Genomic DNA, 15,925 nt, shown 5'->3' with positions numbered 1-15,925 from the left:
AATGTCAGGCAGGCTACACCCGACCGGCCCGCGCCCGAACGGGCGATCACCGGCGGTTCGGCGGGATAGTGTTGGACCGTGCCGCCACTCGTGCTGAGGACACCAGCGTCGGGAGGGGACTTCGGTCGTCTCCGGGCGGAGTTCGCGCTGCCGGAGTCGTTCGGGCCCGCGGTGCTCGCGGAGGCCGAAACGGCGGTGCTCGATCCGCTCGCGTCGGCGGGCGGCCGCGAGGACGCCACCGACCTGCCGTTCGTCACGATCGATCCGCCCGGGTCCAAGGACCTCGACCAGGCGATGGTGCTGGAGCGGCGCGGCAGCGGGTTCCGGGTGCAGTACGCGATCGCGGACCTGGCGGCGTTCGTCCCGCCGGGCGGGGCGCTCGACCACGAGGCACGGCGGCGCGGGCAGACGCTCTACCTCCCGGACGGCAACGTCCCGCTGCATCCGCCGGTGCTCTCCGAGGGCGCGGCCAGCCTGCTGCCGGGCGAGACCCGGCCGGCGGTGCTGTGGACCATCGACGTCGACGAGGCCGGGGAAATCGTCGCCACCCGGGTCCGGCGGGCGCTGGTGCGCTCGACCGAGCAGCTCGACTACGAAGGGGTCCAGTCTTCGCTGGACGCCGGGCGGCCGCATCCGTCGGTGGCCGCGCTGCCCGAGCTGGGCCGGTTGCGGCGCAGTCTCGCGGTGCAGCGCGGGGCGGTCGAATTACAGTTGCCGGAACAGGAAATCAGCGGCGACATCGACGGCGGCTGGGTTCTCGCGCGCCGGCCGCGGACGGTCGTCGACGCGTGGAACGCCGAAATTTCTTTGCTCACCGGGATGGCCGCGGCGCGGATCATGATCGACGCCGGGATCGGGGTGCTGCGGACGCTGCCGTCCCCGGAGCCGGACGCGGTGGAATGGCTGCGCCGGTCCGCGGCGGCGGTCGGGCTGGCGTGGCCGGTCGAGCTGACCGTGTCCGAGTTCCTGTCTACTTTGGACCCTGGACAGCCCGCGTCGATGGCGCTGTACGCGGACACGACGCGGCTGTTGCGAGGTGCGGGCTACACGGCCTTTGCCGGGGAATTGCCCGCGGTTACGACGCACGCGGGAATCGGCGGGGCGTACGCGCACGTCACGGCACCGATTCGGCGGCTCGTCGACCGGTTCGGCACCGAGGTGTGCCTGGCGGTGACGGCTGGCCGCGAGGTGCCGGATTGGGTGCGCGAGGCATTGTCCGAGGTGCCCGCGCAGATGTCCGCTTCGGACAGTCTGGCGGCGCGGGTCGAGCGTGCGTGCATAGACCAGGTCGAAGCGTGGGTACTCGCTGAGCATGTGGGTCGCGAGTTCACCGCGGTGGTGCTGCGTGCGGACGAGACGCGGGCGGAGATCCTGGTCGAGGATCCGCCGGTGATGGCGAAGTGCTCCGGCGAGAACTTCCCGGAGGGCGAGCGGATCGGGGTGCGGCTGACCGAAGTGGACGTCGAGCAGCGGAAGGTGTCGTTCGAACGGGTATGAGGAACGCGGAACTGGTCGATGATCTCGGCGAGCCGGTGCCGATCGAGGGCCCGCCGCGGCGAGTGGTGTCTTTGGTGCCGTCGCTGACCGAGGCGGTCGAGGCGAGCGCGCCGGGACGGCTGGTCGGGGCGACGGATTACTGCACGCATCCGGCCGATCTGGACGTGGAGCGGGTCGGCGGGTCGAAGTACCCGAAGCTGGACCGGATCCTGGCGCTCGAGCCGGATCTGGTGCTGGCGAACTCCGAGGAGAACCGGCCGGAGGACGTGGAAACCCTGCGCGCCAACGGGATTCCGGTGTTCGTGATGGCCGCGGCGGAGTCCGTGCCCGCCGCGCTGGGATCGTTGCGGCGCATTTTCGGGCAGGTGTACGGCATCGACGAACCGGATTGGCTCGACACCGCGGACGAGCTGTGGCGCGACGTGCAACCGGTGCGCTACCGGGCGGTGATTCCGGTGTGGCGCAAACCGTGGATCGTGCTGGGCCGCGACACTTTCGCTGGAGACGTGCTGCGCCGGGTCGGGGTCGAGAACGTCTACTCCGGACACTCCGAGCGGTATCCCCGGCCGTCGCTGGAAGAACTCCAGAAGACCGGGGGCGACCTGGTCGTACTGCCCGACGAGCCGTACGAATTCACCCAGGACGACGGCCCCGGCTTCTTCCCGGAGATGCGCCCGGTGCTGGTTTCCGGGCGCTACCTCACGTGGTACGGACCGTCCCTCGTGGACGCCTACACGGCGCTCAGAGAGTCAGTCCGGTAAGGACAGTCACGCGCTCCTCGGTGAAGTCCGCCATCGCCGCCGCCGGGCCTTCGCGCCCGACACCGGAGTCCTTCACGCCGCCGTAAGGCATCTGGTCGGCGCGGAAGCTCGGCACGTCGCCGACCAGCACGCCGCCCACCTTGAGCCGCGCGGACACGTCGAACGCGGTCGGCAGGTCGCGGGTGAACACGCCGGTCTGCAAACCGAAGCGTGACGCGTTGATCCGCTCGACGCCGTCGTCCACAGAGGACACCCGGACCAGCGAGACCACCGGGCCGAACACCTCGTCCGCCATCACCGAAACGTCCTCGGGAACCTCGGCGAGCACGGTCGGCTCCACCGTCGCACCCGTACGGCCGCCGCCGGTCAGCAGTTTGGCGCCGGCGACAACCGCGTCGGTGACCCATGATTCGACCCGCGAAGCGGCCGCCTCGTTGACCAGCGGGCCCACGTCGACACCGTCCTCGCGCGGATTTCCGGTGCGCAGCGCGGCGACCTGCTCCAGCACCTTCTGCTGCAGTTCGTCGTAGACATCGGTGTGCGCGTACACCCGCTGCACGGAAATGCACGACTGTCCGGCCTGGTACATGGCGAACGTCGCGATCCGCTGCGCGGCGAAGTCCAGGTCAGTCCAATCCGGACAGACCAGCACCGCGCCATTGCCGCCGAGTTCCAGCGCGACGTGCTTGCGCGGCACGCTGTCGCGGATCGCCCAGCCGACCGGCACCGAGCCGGTGAACGACACGACCGGCAGTCGCGGATCCTTGACCAGTTCGGCGGTCGCCTCGTTGCCCAGCGGCAGGATCGACCAGCTGCCCGCGGGAAGATCGGTCTCGGCGAGGATTTCCCCGAGCAGCAGCGCGGTCAGCGGCGTCGCCGGGGCGGGCTTGAGCACGATCGGCGCGCCGACCGCGATCGCCGGGGCGACCTTGTGCGCCACCAGGTTCAGCGGGAAGTTGAACGGCGTGATGCCCAGCACCGGACCGCGCGGCACGCGCCGGACGAGCGCGAGCCGTCCGGTGCCGCCCGGGTCGGTGTCGAGGCGCTGCAGGTCTCCGGAGAACCGGCGGGCCTCCTCGGACGCCCAGCGGAACGTCGAAACCGCACGGCCGACCTCGCCGCGCGACCACTTCAGCGGCTTGCCCGATTCGGCGGTGATCAGCTGCGCGATCTCCTCCGTCCGCTCGGAAAGCCGCCGCGAGATGTGGTCGAGCGCGCCCGCGCGGACGTGCGCGGGCAGCGTCGCGTACTCGTCGGCGACGTCCGCCGCGGCCTGGACCGCTTCCTCCACTTCGGACGGTCCGGGCACATAGTGCGCACCGGCTTCGGAACCGTCGAACGAATGCCGGACGACGGTCGTTTCGCTGCTGGTTACCGGCTTCCCGGCCACCCAGAACGGGAAAGTCACTTGCGGGCCTCCGTGGCGATCGCGTACTCGAGAACGGCGAGGCCTTCGTCGAGCAACTCGTTGGACAGGGACAGCGGGGGAAGCAGCCGGACGACGTTGCCGTATGTGCCGCAAGTCAGCACCACGACGCCCTGTGCGTGACAGGCGGCGGCGATGCGCTTGGTGAGGTCAGCGTCCGGTTCATTCGTGCCCGGCTTGACGAACTCGGCCGCCAGCATCGCGCCACGGCCGCGGACATCGCCGATCACGCCAGTTTCCGTTGCCAGCGCCCGAAGTCGCGGCAGTACCAGCTCCTCGATGCGCTTCGCGGAACCGGTGAGGCCGTCGTTACGCATGGTCTCGATCGCGCCGAGCGCCGCGGCGCACGCGATCGGGTTGCCGCCGTAGGTGCCGCCGAGCCCGCCCGGGCCGACCGCGTCGAGCAGCTCCGCGCGCCCGGTCACCGCGGCGAGCGGCAGGCCGCCCGCGATGCCCTTGGCCGTGCAGACCAGGTCCGGGACGACGTCCTCGTGCTGCGAGGCGAACCAGTTTCCGGTGCGGCAGAAGCCGGTCTGCACCTCGTCGGCGACGAACACGACGCCGTTCGCCTGGCACCACGCGGAAATCGCGGGCAGGAAGCCGGGCGCGGGCTCGATGAACCCGCCCTCGCCCTGGATCGGCTCGAGCACGACGGCCGCGACCTGGTCGCCGCCGATCTGCTTCTCGATCCGGTCGATCGCCTGCCGCGCGGCCTCCGGGCCGGCCAGCCCGTCGCGGTACGGGTACGAGCCCGGCACGCGGTACACCTCGGGCGCGAACGGGCCGAAACCGTGCTTGTAGGGCACCGATTTCGCGGTCATGCCCATGGTCAGGTTGGTGCGGCCGTGGTAGGCGTGGTCGAACACGACGACCGCCTGGCGGCCGGTGGCGGTGCGGGCGATCTTCACCGCGTTCTCGACCGCTTCCGCGCCGGAGTTGAACAGCACCGACTTCTTCGCGTGGTCGCCCGGCGTCAGCTCGGCCAGCGCCTCGCACACCTCCACGTAACCCTCGTACGGGGTCACCATGAAGCAGGTGTGGGTGAACAGCGCCGCCTGCTCGCGCACCCGGTCGACCACCTCGGGCGCGGAATGCCCGACGCTCGTCACCGCGATCCCGGAACCGAAGTCGATCAGCACGTTGCCGTCGGCGTCGGTCAGCAGGCCGCCGCTGGCGGAGGTGATGTAGGCGGGCAGCGTCGACGCGACCCCGGCGGCGACCGCGTTCGCGCGGCGTTCCTGCAGCGCGCGGGACGCGGGTCCGGGGATCTCGGTCTGCAGCCTGCGCTGCCGGGGCGCCGGAGCCTGCGGCTCGGCGGCGGTGCTGGTGGTCACGGCGCTCCTACGTCGCGGGTCGTGAGTGGTGATCCCGGTTAGAACCGCGATAGGCACTCACGAGCTTTGAACTGGTCCACCTCAGGATGGGGCTTGCCCCGCCTGCCGTCAGCTGGCCGTTCTGTCCAATTCGGCAGCTACAATTGGCCGTTATGGCACTCACCCTGCGGGCGCTGGCCGCCGAACCCGCGCTCGGCCTGCGCGTGGTCGCGGGCGAGGCCGGGCTGGACCGCCCGATCGGCTGGGTGCACCCCACCGAACTGACCGATCCGCAGGTCTTCCTCGAAGGCGGGGAACTGCTGCTCACGACCGGTCTGACGCTCTACAGCGCGACGTACGCGCCCTACATCCGGCGGCTGGTCGACGCGGACGTCGCCGGGCTCGGTTTCGGTGTCGGGCTCAGTCACGCCAAGGTGCCGGACGCGTTGGTCGCGGTCGCCGACGAGGTTGGGCTGCCGGTGCTGGAGGTGCCGCGGAAGACGCCGTTCATCGCGATCACGCGCGCGGTGTCCCGGTCGGTCGCCGCCGACGAGTACGCCGCGACAGTGCGGATCGGCCGGGCGCAACAGGAGCTGACCCGGACCGCGGTCGGCCGCAGCGGGGCCGGGGGAGTGGTGCGGCGGCTCGCGCGGCTCATCGACGGCTGGGCCGTCCTTTACGACTCTGCGGGACGCGTGCGCGAGGCGTCATCGACCAAAGCGCGCGGCGTCAAGCTGGACGTCACCGGGCTACGCGCGGGCACCCGCGTGGTGTCCCATGGAGACGACGAGGTCGTCATCCAGACTCTGCATACGCGGGGTGCGTTGGCGGTGGGTACTGCGGAACCGTTGGACAGCACCGGACGCTACATCGTCAACACGGCCGTCTCGCTGCTTTCCCTTGCGCTGGAACAGGATCGGGCACAGCGGCTCTCGCTGTCCCAGCTGCATACCGGAGTGCTGGAGCTGCTCGCCGCCGGACACAACGAGCTGGCCCGCGAGGTGGTACCGGATCTTCCGCCCGAGCCGTGGACGGTACTCGCGGTGGCCGGGAGCAAGTCCGCCCGGAACACGTTGTACGAACGCTTGGAAACCCTTGCTGGGCAAGTGTTCGCCGCGCATCGGGGAGACAAGCTGATCGTGCTGGCGGAGAACGACGACGTGAGCGCGATCGTCGCGGAAACCGGGGAATTCCACAGTGGACTGTCCGCTGCGAGTGAATTCCCCACTGCGTTAAGGCAAGCGGAAGAAGCGGCCGAGGCGGCGCGAACCCAGCGCGTGGAGCTGCTCCGCTACGCCGACCACGCCGGAGCCGGACTGCTCGGCTTGCTCGATCAGCAAGCCGCGCAAGCGTTTTCCGACCAGCTCCTCGCGCCGGTGCGGGAATTCGACCGGACCGGCCGCGGCGACCTGGAGCTGTCGCTGCGCTGCTGGCTCGAACACCACGGCCACTGGGACCTCGCCGCGACGAAACTCGGCGTGCACCGGCACACCTTGCGCAACCGGGTCGCCAAAGCCGCCGAGCTGCTCGGCCGGGACCTCGACGCCCCCGGCGTCCGCGCGGAACTGTGGTTCGCCCTGCAGGTCCAGATCAGGTCGTGACCAGCAGCGTGATCGGGGAATCCCCGCACCGCCGCAACGTCATCCCGTCCGGCGCCGTATACGGTTCCGCGCCGGACGCCCACCAGGCGGGCACGTCGATTTCGCGCACCAGCGACCCGGTCGCCTTCCGCACGCTGTTCGACACGATCACCCGGCCCTGCGCGTTGAGCAGCGCGGCGGTCCGGCCGAGCGCGCGCAGCCGGCGACTCACCGTGCGCTCGAACTCGCGCACATACACGTCCGCACCAACGACTCCGGCGAATTCCTCACCGCGCGTGACGGGAACGGTGAAGGTGAGCGTGTACTCGTCGGTGCAGAGATAGTCCACGTATGGCCCATTGACATGCCGTCGCCCGCTGTCGCGCGGGACGGTGAACCACGATTGCCGCGTGTAGTCCAGGAAATTGGGGCTTTCCGGATCGAGGCTGATGAACAGCTGTTCCGGCGACCCGTCGTCGGTGCGGCAGGAGGTCCACCATTCGAAACCGAGTTCCTGATCGGCCAGGACGTTCGGCGCGCTCACGAAGCCCGCGCCGACCACGAGGCCGCCGAGCGCCTCGATGACCTGCGGTCGGATCTCGTGCAGTGCTTCGGCGGACAGGTCGCCGGACTCGGCGAGCAGCGTCTCGGCGGCGGCCAGAACTGGTTTCAGGCGCGCGAAAATCTCCTCGACGAGGGAGGAAACCTGGGTCACTACCTCTTCGCCGGTCAGCGTGCGGGTGTCGGGCACGATGCTCACCTCGTGGTGCGGGTCATCGGAGCTTACGGCGTTTCGAGGGTCAGGTGCAGATCTGCGAGCCGGTCGAGCGCGCCGAGGAGGTGCTCTTCGGTCAAGGCGCGCGCCCGTTCGCCGTCCGCCGAGGCGATCGCGGAGACGATCGCCTGGTGCTCAGCGTAAGACCCGCGGCAGGTTTCCTTGTCGCCGAGGGGCGCCCAGAGCAATACGCCGTGTTCGCTCTGCAGCTGAACTTCCTGGTTGGTGAGCCGCGGGGACTGCGCGGCGGCGGCGACTTCGAGGTGGAAGTGCCGTTCCGCGCGGGTCGCCTCGGGTCCGGTCGCGCCGAGGAGGTCTTCCGCGGTGAGCCGCAGCCGTTCGAGATCTTCGGGGGTGCTGCGTTCCGCGGCGAGTTTCGCCGCCGAGCCCGCGACGGCGAGGTAGTGGTCGCCGAAGTCGCGAAGTTCAGCCATTGAGACCAATCGCAGGCGCTCGGCCCACGAACTCTGCGCTGGCCAGTCGGGCGTGCGCACGAAGCTGCCGCCGCCGCGTCCGCGCCGGGTTTCGACGAGGCCCTGCTGCCGCAGCACCGCGAGCGCCTCGCGCACGGTGACCGTGGAGACGCGGAACTGCGCGGCGAGTTCGGCCTCGCTCGGCAACTGCTCGGCGTCGTCGAGGAGACCGAGCGTGATGGCGTCGAACAGCCGCGCCGCGACCGCCTCCGCGCGCCCCACCTGTTCCAGCGGAGCGAACATCGCCAGTCGTGCGCTGTTCGACATCTCCTTGCGCATCGTTGGTCCACCCGTCTCGGCATCCGTTGGAGCCAATCCTGCCCCAGGGCCTTGTCATTTGAAATATGGAGTTATATGTTTCATCCTGCCACGGAGAGTCAGGAGGCGCACGCGTGCAGGAGTTGAAGCACTACGTCGGCGGGACCTACGTCGACTCGCTGTCCGGAAAGGTCGCGGAAATCGTCGACCCGGTCACTGGACGTGCGTACTGCACCGCGCCGGTGGCCGGCGCCGAGGACGTGGACCGCGCGCTGAAGGTCGCCGCGGAAGCGTTCGAAAGCTGGCGCGAGACCACCCCGGCGCAGCGGCAGCTCGCACTGCTGAAGATCGCCGACGCGCTCGAGGCGCGCGGCGAGGAGATCATCCGCGTCGAAGCGCGGGACACCGGCAAGCCGTTCGCGCTGACCATGGAGGAGGAGCTGCCCGCGGTCATCGACCAGGTGCGCTTCTTCGCCGGTGCCGCGCGCGTTCTCGAAGGCCGCTCGGCCGGCGAGTACATGGAAGGCCACACGTCGTTCATCCGCCGCGAGCCGGTCGGCGTCTGCGCGCAGGTGACGCCCTGGAACTACCCGCTGATGATGGCGATCTGGAAGATCGCGCCGGCGCTCGCCGCGGGCAACACCATCGTGCTCAAGCCGTCCGACACCACGCCCGCCTCCACGCTGCTGCTCGCCGAGATCTGCGGCGAGCACCTCCCCGCCGGCGTGTTCAACGTGATCTGCGGCGACCGCGACACCGGACGAGCGTTGGTGGAGCACGACATTCCGGCGATGGTGTCGATCACCGGCTCGGTGCGGGCGGGCATCGAGGTCGCCGGTTCGGCGGCGCACGACGTCAAGCGCGTGCACCTCGAACTGGGCGGCAAGGCCCCGGTGATCGTGTTCCCGGACGCCGATCTCGAAGCCGCCGCGGAAGCCATCGCCGCGGCCGGGTACTTCAACGCCGGCCAGGACTGCACCGCCGCCACCCGGGTGCTGGTACACGACGACGTGCACGACACGTTCGTCAACGCGCTCACCCGCCAGGCCGAGGCGAACAAGACCGGCACCGGCGACGACGTCGCGTTCGGCCCGCTCAACAACGCCGCGCAACTGGAAAAGGTCTCTGGTTTCATCGACCGGCTGCCGGAGCACGCGACTGTCCACTGTGGAGGACGGCGCTCCGGCGACGAGGGCTACTTCTACGAGGCCACCGTGGTTTCCGGCGTCCGCCAGGACGACGAGATCATCCAGAACGAGGTCTTCGGCCCGGTCATCACGGTGCAGCGGTTCACCGACGACGACGAGGCGCTCAAGCACGCCAACGGGGTTCCCTACGGCCTGGCCTCCTCGGTGTGGACCAAGGACCACCAGCGCGCCATGAAGTTCTCGGCGAAACTCGACTTCGGCTGCGTGTGGATCAACACGCACATTCCGCTCGTGGCCGAGATGCCGCACGGCGGGTTCAAGCGGTCCGGCTACGGCAAGGACCTCTCGCTGTACGGCCTCGAGGACTACACCCGCGTCAAGCACGTGATGAGTGCGCTGTAGCCGTCGTGACCAGATCCATCGGAAGGCCTGTCATGCCCCATCAAGCCCCCGCCGAGACCCGGCCGCCGGGAAGGCGTCCGCAGTCCGCGCAGCCGGCGATCCGGCTCACCGGACTGGAAAAGCACTTCGACAAGGTGCGTGCCGTGGACGGGGTCGACCTCGACATCCCGCCCGGCGAGTTCTTCTCGATGCTCGGCCCGTCCGGTTCCGGCAAGACCACCGTGCTGCGGATGATCGCCGGATTCGAACTGCCCACCGCGGGCACGATCGAACTCGAAGGCAAGGACGTGAGCCAGCTGGCTCCGTTCGACCGCGACGTGAACACGGTTTTCCAGGACTACGCGCTCTTTCCGCACATGACGGTGCAGCAGAACGTGGAGTACGGGCTGAAAGTCAAGCGGGTAGCCAAAGCCGAACGCCGCGAGCGCGCGAAGGAAGCGCTGCGCACGGTGCGGCTGGAGGACTACGGCGACCGCAAACCCTCGCAGATGTCCGGTGGGCAACGGCAACGTGTAGCACTTGCCCGCGCTCTAGTGAATCGCCCGAAAGTGTTGCTTTTGGACGAACCCCTTGGCGCGCTTGACCTCAAGCTGCGCCAGACCATGCAGGTCGAGCTCAAGCAGATCCAGCGCGAGGTCGGCATCACCTTCGTCTTCGTCACCCACGATCAGGACGAGGCGCTCACGATGAGCGACCGGATCGCCGTGTTCAACGCGGGCCGCATCGAACAGGTCGGTACTCCGGTCGAGGTGTACGAACGCCCGGCAAGTGCTTTCGTGGCAGGGTTTGTCGGCACGTCGAACCTGCTCAGCGGGCGTAGTGCGGAGGCGGTGATCGGCAGGCCGGGCGTGTACAGCATCCGGCCGGAGAAGATCCGCATCGACGGAGACCTTGCGTCTCCGGCCGGTCCCGGAGAGACTTCCGCGACCGGTTCGGTCACGGATGTCGTGTATGCCGGTTCGACGGTGCGCTACGCTGTCGCGCTCGATGCCGGGGGCCAATTGTCCGTTGTCCGCCAGAACACCAGCGAGCCGACCGAGTTCGCCGACGGTCGCGTCCGCCTGCGCTGGCGCCGCGAACACAGTTTCCGGGTCCCCGAAGCCGGCTAGTTCCTCACGGGAAGGTTTCTCTCGCTATGAAGAACAGGAAGACGCTGCTCGCAGGGCTGTGCGGCGTGAGCCTCCTGCTCGCCGCCTGCGGCACCTCGGGCTCCGACTCCAAAGCGGGGTCGGCGCCGGGCGCACAGGGCTTCACGCCGCCGAAGCTGAACGCGCTGACGCAGCTCGGACAGCCGGAAGGCCAGCTGAACGTGCTGGCGTGGCCCGGCTACGCGGAAAACGGCTCGAACGACGCGAAGGTCAACTGGGTCACGCCGTTCGAGCAGCAGACCGGCTGCAAGGTCAACGTCAAGCCGTTCGGCACCTCCGACGAGGCCGTGACGCTGATGAAGACCGGGCAGTACGACGTGGTTTCCGCGTCCGGCGACGCCTCGCTGCGGCTGGTCGCCTCGGGCGACGTCGAGCCGGTCAACACCGCGCTCGTGCCGAACTACAACGACATCTACCCGTTCCTCAAGAACAAGTCGTGGAACAGCGTCAACAACGTCGCCTACGGCATCCCGCACGGCTGGGGCGCGAACGTCCTGGCCTACCGCACCGACAAGGTGCAGCCGGAGCCGAAGTCGTGGTCGCCGATGTTCGACGAGAAGTCGCCGTACAAGGGCAAGGTCATCGCGTACGACTCGCCGATCTACATCGCCGACGCCGCGCTGTACCTGATGGCGCACCAGCCTGACCTCGGCATCAAGAACCCGTACGCGTTGGACGACAAGCAGTTCAAGGCGGCCACCGACCTGCTCAAGAAGCAGCGCCCGCTGGTCGAGGAGTACTGGTCGGACTACCTCAAGGAAACGCAGTCGCTCAAGAGCGGCGACGGCGTGATCGGCACGGCCTGGCAGGTGACGGTGAACCTCGCGAAGAGCGAGGGCGCGCCGGTCGCGGCCACGGTGCCGAGCGAGGGCGCGACCGGCTGGTCGGACACCTGGATGGTCGCCGCGAAGTCGCAGCACAAGACGTGTGCGTACAAGTGGATGGACTACATCACCAGCCCGAAGGTGAACGCACAGGTCGCCGAGTACTTCGGCGAGGCCCCGGCGAACTCCAAGGCCTGCGCGGAGTTCAAGGACAAGTCGCTGTGCGACACCTACCACGCCAACGACGCCGCGTACGCCGCCAAGATCCAGTACTGGACCACGCCGATCCCGCAGTGCCTCGACGGCCGCACGGACGTCAAGTGCAAGGACTACGGCGACTGGACCCGGGCCTGGACCGAGATCAAGGGTTGATCGACTCTCGCGGATGCCGGTTCCCACCGCGCCGGCATCCGCGAGTCCGCCGGGGGCTGCGGGCCCTCCCCAATGTTCCCGCAGCCCTCGGCTTTTCTCCCTTCCGCACCCGAAAGCGCTAAGACATGACCGCCGTGAGCCCGCCGAGTCACCGCATCTCGGCTTTCTTCCACCGCAAACCCCAGCTGCGCCTCGGCCTTCTCCTCACCGCTCCGATGCTCTGGCTCGGCCTGGCCTACCTCGGCGCGCTCGCCGCCCTCTTCATCACGGCCTTCTGGTCCACCGACGTCTTCACCGGCAAGGTGGTCACCGACTGGTCCTTCGACAACTTCGTCACTCTTTTCAGTGATTCTGTGTACCGCACGATCACGTTCCGCACCGTCGGCATCGCGCTGCTGGTGACCGTGATCGACGCGGTGATCGCGTTCCCGATGGCCTTCGCCATGGCCAAGCTCGCGTCGCCCAAGGCGCAGCGCGTGCTGGTGATCATGGTGATGACGCCGCTGTGGGCGAGCTACCTGGTGAAGGCGTACGCGTGGCGGACCCTGTTGTCCGGCAACGGGGTGCTGAACTGGCTGCTGGACCCGCTCGGCCTGTCCGGCCCGGGATACGGCGTCACCGCCACCGTGATCACGCTGTCCTACCTCTGGCTCCCGTACATGATCCTGCCGATCTACGCGGGCCTCGAACGGCTTCCGGTGTCCCTGGTGGACGCTTCCGGCGACCTCGGCGCGAAATCGTTCCGCACGTTCCGCTCGGTGATCCTGCCGCTGACCTTCCCGGCGATCGTCGCGGGCTCGATCTTCACCTTCTCGCTGTCGCTCGGCGACTACATCGCGGTGAAGATCGTCGGCGGCACCTCGCAGATGCTCGGCAACGTCGTGTACGACAACATCGGCGCGGCCAACAACCTGCCGTTCGCCGCGACCGTCGCGACGGTTCCGGTCGTGATCATGCTCGTCTACCTGGCCGCGGTGCGTCGCACCGGTGCGCTGGACAACCTCTAGGAGACCGCCGTGCGGATGTCGAAACCCGCCCGGGTGCTGTTGTGGACCGCGCTCGGCGCCGGATTCGCGGTGATCTATTTCCCGCTGCTGGTGGTCCTGCTGAACTCGGTGAACGCCGACACCACGTTCGGATGGCCGCCCAAGAGCTTCACGCTGGAATGGTGGGGCCGGGCGATCACCAACGAGGGCGCCCTGCACGCCTTGTGGACCAGCGTCGTCGCCGGGCTCTCGGCGACCGCGATCGCCTTGGTGCTCGGCACGATGGCCGCGTTCGCGTTGCAGAAGTACCGGTTCTTCGGCCGGAACTCGTTGTCGCTGCTGGTGATCCTGCCGATCGCGCTGCCCGGCATCGTCACCGGCATCGCGCTGAACAACGCGTTCCGGACGATCTTCGGCCTCGACCTCGGGCTGATGACGGCGATCGTCGCGCACGCCACCTTCTGCATCGTGGTGGTGTTCAACAACGTGGTCGCCCGGTTGCGCCGGATGGGCGGGAATCTCGAAGAGGCGTCGATGGACCTCGGCGCGGACGGCATGACGACGTTCCGCCTGGTGACGTTCCCGATGCTGCGGTCCGCTTTGCTGGCAGGCGGATTGCTCGCGTTCGCGCTGTCGTTCGACGAGATCATCGTGACGACGTTCACCCTCGGCACCGGCATGGAAACGCTGCCGATCTGGATCTACAACAACCTGTTCCGGCCGAACCAGGCCCCGGTGGTCAACGTGGTCGCGGCGGTGCTGATCATCGTCTCCACGGTGCCGGTTTACCTGGCACAGCGGCTTTCCGGCGGCGACAGCTCCAGCGGCGGCCGGATCTAGCTCGGTACAAGTCCGTGAGGGGAACCCTGAGGGAATCAGGGTTCCCCTCACGGCTTTCAACGGAAGCTGTCGGTCGCCTCGCGGAGAGCGGCGAGAATCCCCGGGTCGGTGACCGCGTGCCCTGCGGACTCGGTGAGTTTCAGCGTTGAGCCAGGCCAAGCCCGATGCAGCTGATACGCCGTGATCGGCGGGCAGACCGCGTCATAACGCCCCTGCACCAAAACTCCCGGGATTCCGGCGAGTTTCCCCGCGTCCCGGATCAGCTGGCCTTCTTCGAGCCAAGCACCATGTCGGAAGTAGTGCACCGCAAGGCGAGCGAAGGTCAGCGCGAACTGCGGATTCGCGTATTGGTTCACAAAGGACTGTTGCGGCAGCAATGCCACCGTCGCGCCTTCCCAGACACTCCAAGCGATCGCGGCCCGCTCCCGCACCGCGCGGTCGGGGGAGTGCAGTAGTTCCGCGTATCCCGCGAGCGGATCTTCCCGCTGCTGCTCGTTCAGCGGCTCCAGGAAGTCGTCCCACTCCGCGGGGAAGAGATTCGCCGCGCCACCGCGGTAAAGCCAGTCCAATTCTCGCTGGCGCACGGTGAAAACGCCGCGCAAGACCATTTCGGACACTCGCGAGGGATGGGTTTCCGCGTACGCCAGGGCGAGCGTCGAACCCCATGATCCGCCGAACAGCTGCCAGCGCTCGATGTTCAGCCGTTCGCGCAGCTTCTCCATGTCGGAGACCAAGTGCCACAACGTGTTCGCCGACAGGTCGTCGCCCGCGTTGGGCGTGCTGCGGCCGGCGCCGCGCTGGTCGAACAGGATGATCCGGTACGCCTCGGGGTCGAAGTGCCGCCGGGTCATCGGGGCGGTGCCGCTGCCTGGCCCGCCGTGCAGCACCACCACCGGTTTGCCGCGCGGGTTCCCGGCTTCCTGGCAGTAGATCCGGTGCCCGTCGCCGACGTCCAGCATGCCGTCGGCGCGCACCGGGGTCGGCGGGTAAAGCTCGTCCATGCCGGACACTCTTCCCGAAGCCAGGCGCCGCCGCTCCACGTGGGGGTCGGGAGTGCCAGCACTCATGAGGAAAAGGGTGGGGGCCCGCCCCCGCCGCCGGGCTGAGCGGGCCCCCGTCTGTGATCGCGGTCAGCAGCCTGGTGTCGCGGCTACGTTCGCGAAGCCCTTCCCGGCGTTCGTCACCTTGTTGCTGGCGCAGACCTTGTTCCCGGTGGCCGCTTTGACCACGTAGAACCCGTAGGCCGAGGGCGCCTGCACGTCCGCGGTGTTGTCCGAGAAGGTGTTGTTCCGGCCCCAGCCGTCGAGCTGCACGTGGACCTCGAACGCGCCGTAGGTCGCGTCGTGCACGAAGACCTTGCTGCCCTTGTTGCCGGTGACCAGGTATCCGTTGCCCTTCACGTCGACCCAGCTGTCGGCGTAGTTCTCGCCGCTCTGCCCGGTGCCGTCGAAGGTGTTGCCGCGCAGTTCGCCGCCGGTGGTGCCTTCCTTGACGTCGATCGACTCCGCGCGCACGTTCGGCCCGATCTTGTTGCCGATCGCCTTGTTGCGGTCGCTGTGGTCGGGCTGCCCGTCCGGCCAGTTGCTCTTGGCCGAACCGAAGTAGATGCCCTCGCCGAACCCGCCGTTTTCCTTGCCGGTGTCGGAGATTTCGGAGTTCTGCACGACGTTGTCGCTGCTGCCGTGCTGGAAGTGGATGCCCTCGTTGCCGATGCCGGTCACCTTGAGCCCGTCGACCAGCGTGTGGTTGACGCCGAGCGCCATCACGCCCTTCTGGCCGCCGGTGACGGTGAACCCGGACAGCGTCCAGTAGCTGCCGGTCAGCTCGATGGTGCGGCCGCCGGACGCCTGCACGACCGCGCTGCGCGGGCCGGTGAGGGTGATCCGCCCGTTCGCGGTGCCGTTGGCGGCGGCCTTGAAGTTGCCGGTGTAGGTGGTGTTCGCGGCCAGCTGGATCGTGGTGCCCGGCTTGGCCGAGGCCAGCGCCGTCTTCAGCTCGGCGGAGTTCTTGACCGGGACGGTCCCGGCCGACGCCGCGGGCGTGGCGAGTGCGAGCAAAACTGCGGCTCCGGCGGTTGCCGCCAGAACTCGATCGCGGACGCGCATTCCAACCCTCCTCGTCG

14 protein-coding genes are annotated in these 15,925 nt (G+C 68.6%); 8 read left to right on the top strand and 6 right to left on the bottom strand.

The genetic code is table 11. The features are described from left to right. Positions 1 to 78: 78 nt before the first annotated feature. Positions 79 to 1,497, top strand: coding sequence for an RNB domain-containing ribonuclease (locus tag F9C11_RS01140; protein WP_409183100.1), 1,419 nt, complete (start codon positions 79 to 81; stop codon positions 1,495 to 1,497). Next, positions 1,494 to 2,258, top strand: a complete 765-nt coding sequence (locus F9C11_RS01135) for a helical backbone metal receptor (RefSeq protein WP_409183099.1) — start codon at positions 1,494 to 1,496, stop codon at positions 2,256 to 2,258. Before F9C11_RS01140 ends, F9C11_RS01135 begins: the two co-directional genes overlap by 4 nt. On the opposite strand, the gene F9C11_RS01130 is transcribed toward F9C11_RS01135, so the two are convergent. Beyond that, positions 2,239 to 3,666: an aldehyde dehydrogenase family protein gene (locus tag F9C11_RS01130; protein WP_409183098.1), complete on the bottom strand. Its 1,428-nt coding sequence runs from the start codon at positions 3,664 to 3,666 to the stop codon at positions 2,239 to 2,241. The genes F9C11_RS01135 and F9C11_RS01130 overlap by 20 nt on opposite strands. Continuing rightward, positions 3,663 to 5,018, bottom strand: a complete 1,356-nt coding sequence (gabT, locus tag F9C11_RS01125) for a 4-aminobutyrate--2-oxoglutarate transaminase (protein WP_409183097.1) — start codon at positions 5,016 to 5,018, stop codon at positions 3,663 to 3,665. The genes F9C11_RS01130 and gabT overlap by 4 nt, the downstream gene beginning before the upstream one ends. 152 nt (positions 5,019 to 5,170) lie before the next feature. Here gabT and F9C11_RS01120 point away from each other — a divergent pair, with 152 nt between their 5' ends. Further along, the gene (locus F9C11_RS01120) at positions 5,171 to 6,598 is read left to right on the top strand and encodes a PucR family transcriptional regulator (RefSeq protein WP_409183096.1); all 1,428 of its coding nucleotides are present in this window, start codon (positions 5,171 to 5,173) and stop codon (positions 6,596 to 6,598) included. Here F9C11_RS01120 and F9C11_RS01115 read toward each other — a convergent pair. Further along, a complete protein-coding gene (locus tag F9C11_RS01115) occupies positions 6,588 to 7,328 on the bottom strand; it encodes a cache domain-containing protein (RefSeq protein WP_409183095.1) in 741 nt (246 codons plus the stop codon). The genes F9C11_RS01120 and F9C11_RS01115 overlap by 11 nt on opposite strands. Before the next feature lie 32 nt (positions 7,329 to 7,360). Further along, complete coding sequence (locus F9C11_RS01110; RefSeq protein ID WP_409183094.1) at positions 7,361 to 8,104, bottom strand: FadR/GntR family transcriptional regulator; 744 nt, start codon at positions 8,102 to 8,104, stop codon at positions 7,361 to 7,363. A gap of 113 nt (positions 8,105 to 8,217) precedes the next feature. Between F9C11_RS01110 and F9C11_RS01105 the strand changes: the two genes are divergently transcribed. The 5 genes from F9C11_RS01105 to F9C11_RS01085 all read left to right on the top strand — a co-directional run bounded on the left by F9C11_RS01105 (position 8,218) and on the right by F9C11_RS01085 (position 13,803). After that, on the top strand, positions 8,218 to 9,633 hold the full coding sequence (locus tag F9C11_RS01105; RefSeq protein ID WP_409183093.1) for a gamma-aminobutyraldehyde dehydrogenase: 1,416 nt from the start codon (positions 8,218 to 8,220) through the stop codon (positions 9,631 to 9,633). A gap of 32 nt (positions 9,634 to 9,665) precedes the next feature. Continuing rightward, on the top strand, positions 9,666 to 10,742 hold the full coding sequence (locus F9C11_RS01100) for an ABC transporter ATP-binding protein (RefSeq protein ID WP_409183092.1): 1,077 nt from the start codon (positions 9,666 to 9,668) through the stop codon (positions 10,740 to 10,742). Between the two features lie 26 nt (positions 10,743 to 10,768). Beyond that, positions 10,769 to 11,977 (top strand): extracellular solute-binding protein, encoded by a 1,209-nt coding sequence (locus F9C11_RS01095; protein ID WP_409183091.1) that lies wholly within the window; start codon positions 10,769 to 10,771, stop codon positions 11,975 to 11,977. 125 nt (positions 11,978 to 12,102) lie between these two features. Continuing rightward, positions 12,103 to 12,984: an ABC transporter permease gene (locus F9C11_RS01090; RefSeq protein WP_409183090.1), complete on the top strand. Its 882-nt coding sequence runs from the start codon at positions 12,103 to 12,105 to the stop codon at positions 12,982 to 12,984. A gap of 15 nt (positions 12,985 to 12,999) precedes the next feature. Further along, positions 13,000 to 13,803 carry an ABC transporter permease gene (locus F9C11_RS01085; protein WP_409186781.1) on the top strand — a complete coding sequence of 268 codons (804 nt, stop codon included), beginning with the start codon at positions 13,000 to 13,002 and terminating at the stop codon, positions 13,801 to 13,803. Between the two features lie 56 nt (positions 13,804 to 13,859). On the opposite strand, the gene pip is transcribed toward F9C11_RS01085, so the two are convergent. Both pip and F9C11_RS01075 read right to left on the bottom strand, forming a co-directional pair. Continuing rightward, positions 13,860 to 14,804 (bottom strand): prolyl aminopeptidase, encoded by a 945-nt coding sequence (gene pip, locus F9C11_RS01080; protein ID WP_409183089.1) that lies wholly within the window; start codon positions 14,802 to 14,804, stop codon positions 13,860 to 13,862. Positions 14,805 to 14,933: 129 nt separating this feature from the next. After that, positions 14,934 to 15,908 carry a right-handed parallel beta-helix repeat-containing protein gene (locus tag F9C11_RS01075; protein ID WP_409183088.1) on the bottom strand — a complete coding sequence of 325 codons (975 nt, stop codon included), beginning with the start codon at positions 15,906 to 15,908 and terminating at the stop codon, positions 14,934 to 14,936. Positions 15,909 to 15,925 lie beyond the last annotated feature (17 nt).

The organism is Amycolatopsis sp. VS8301801F10, assembly GCF_046195355.1.
GTDB lineage: Bacteria > Actinomycetota > Actinomycetes > Mycobacteriales > Pseudonocardiaceae > Amycolatopsis.
The sequence above is the reverse complement of the archived record's forward strand: the minus strand, read 5'-3'. Positions and strand labels throughout refer to the sequence as shown.

What these genes read in the sequence shown, in the direction of transcription:
- F9C11_RS01135 (WP_409183099.1), top strand. Translation starts at nt 1,494, where the DNA reads ATGAGGAACGCGGAACTGGTCGATGATCTCGGCGAGCCGGTGCCGATC.
- F9C11_RS01120 (WP_409183096.1), top strand. Translation starts at nt 5,171, where the DNA reads ATGGCACTCACCCTGCGGGCGCTGGCCGCCGAACCCGCGCTCGGCCTG.
- F9C11_RS01110 (WP_409183094.1), bottom strand. Translation starts at nt 8,104, where the DNA reads ATGCGCAAGGAGATGTCGAACAGCGCACGACTGGCGATGTTCGCTCCG.
- F9C11_RS01100 (WP_409183092.1), top strand. Translation starts at nt 9,666, where the DNA reads ATGCCCCATCAAGCCCCCGCCGAGACCCGGCCGCCGGGAAGGCGTCCG.
- F9C11_RS01095 (WP_409183091.1), top strand. Translation starts at nt 10,769, where the DNA reads ATGAAGAACAGGAAGACGCTGCTCGCAGGGCTGTGCGGCGTGAGCCTC.
- F9C11_RS01090 (WP_409183090.1), top strand. Translation starts at nt 12,103, where the DNA reads ATGACCGCCGTGAGCCCGCCGAGTCACCGCATCTCGGCTTTCTTCCAC.
- F9C11_RS01085 (WP_409186781.1), top strand. Translation starts at nt 13,000, where the DNA reads ATGTCGAAACCCGCCCGGGTGCTGTTGTGGACCGCGCTCGGCGCCGGA.
- pip (WP_409183089.1), bottom strand. Translation starts at nt 14,804, where the DNA reads ATGGACGAGCTTTACCCGCCGACCCCGGTGCGCGCCGACGGCATGCTG.
- F9C11_RS01075 (WP_409183088.1), bottom strand. Translation starts at nt 15,908, where the DNA reads ATGCGCGTCCGCGATCGAGTTCTGGCGGCAACCGCCGGAGCCGCAGTT.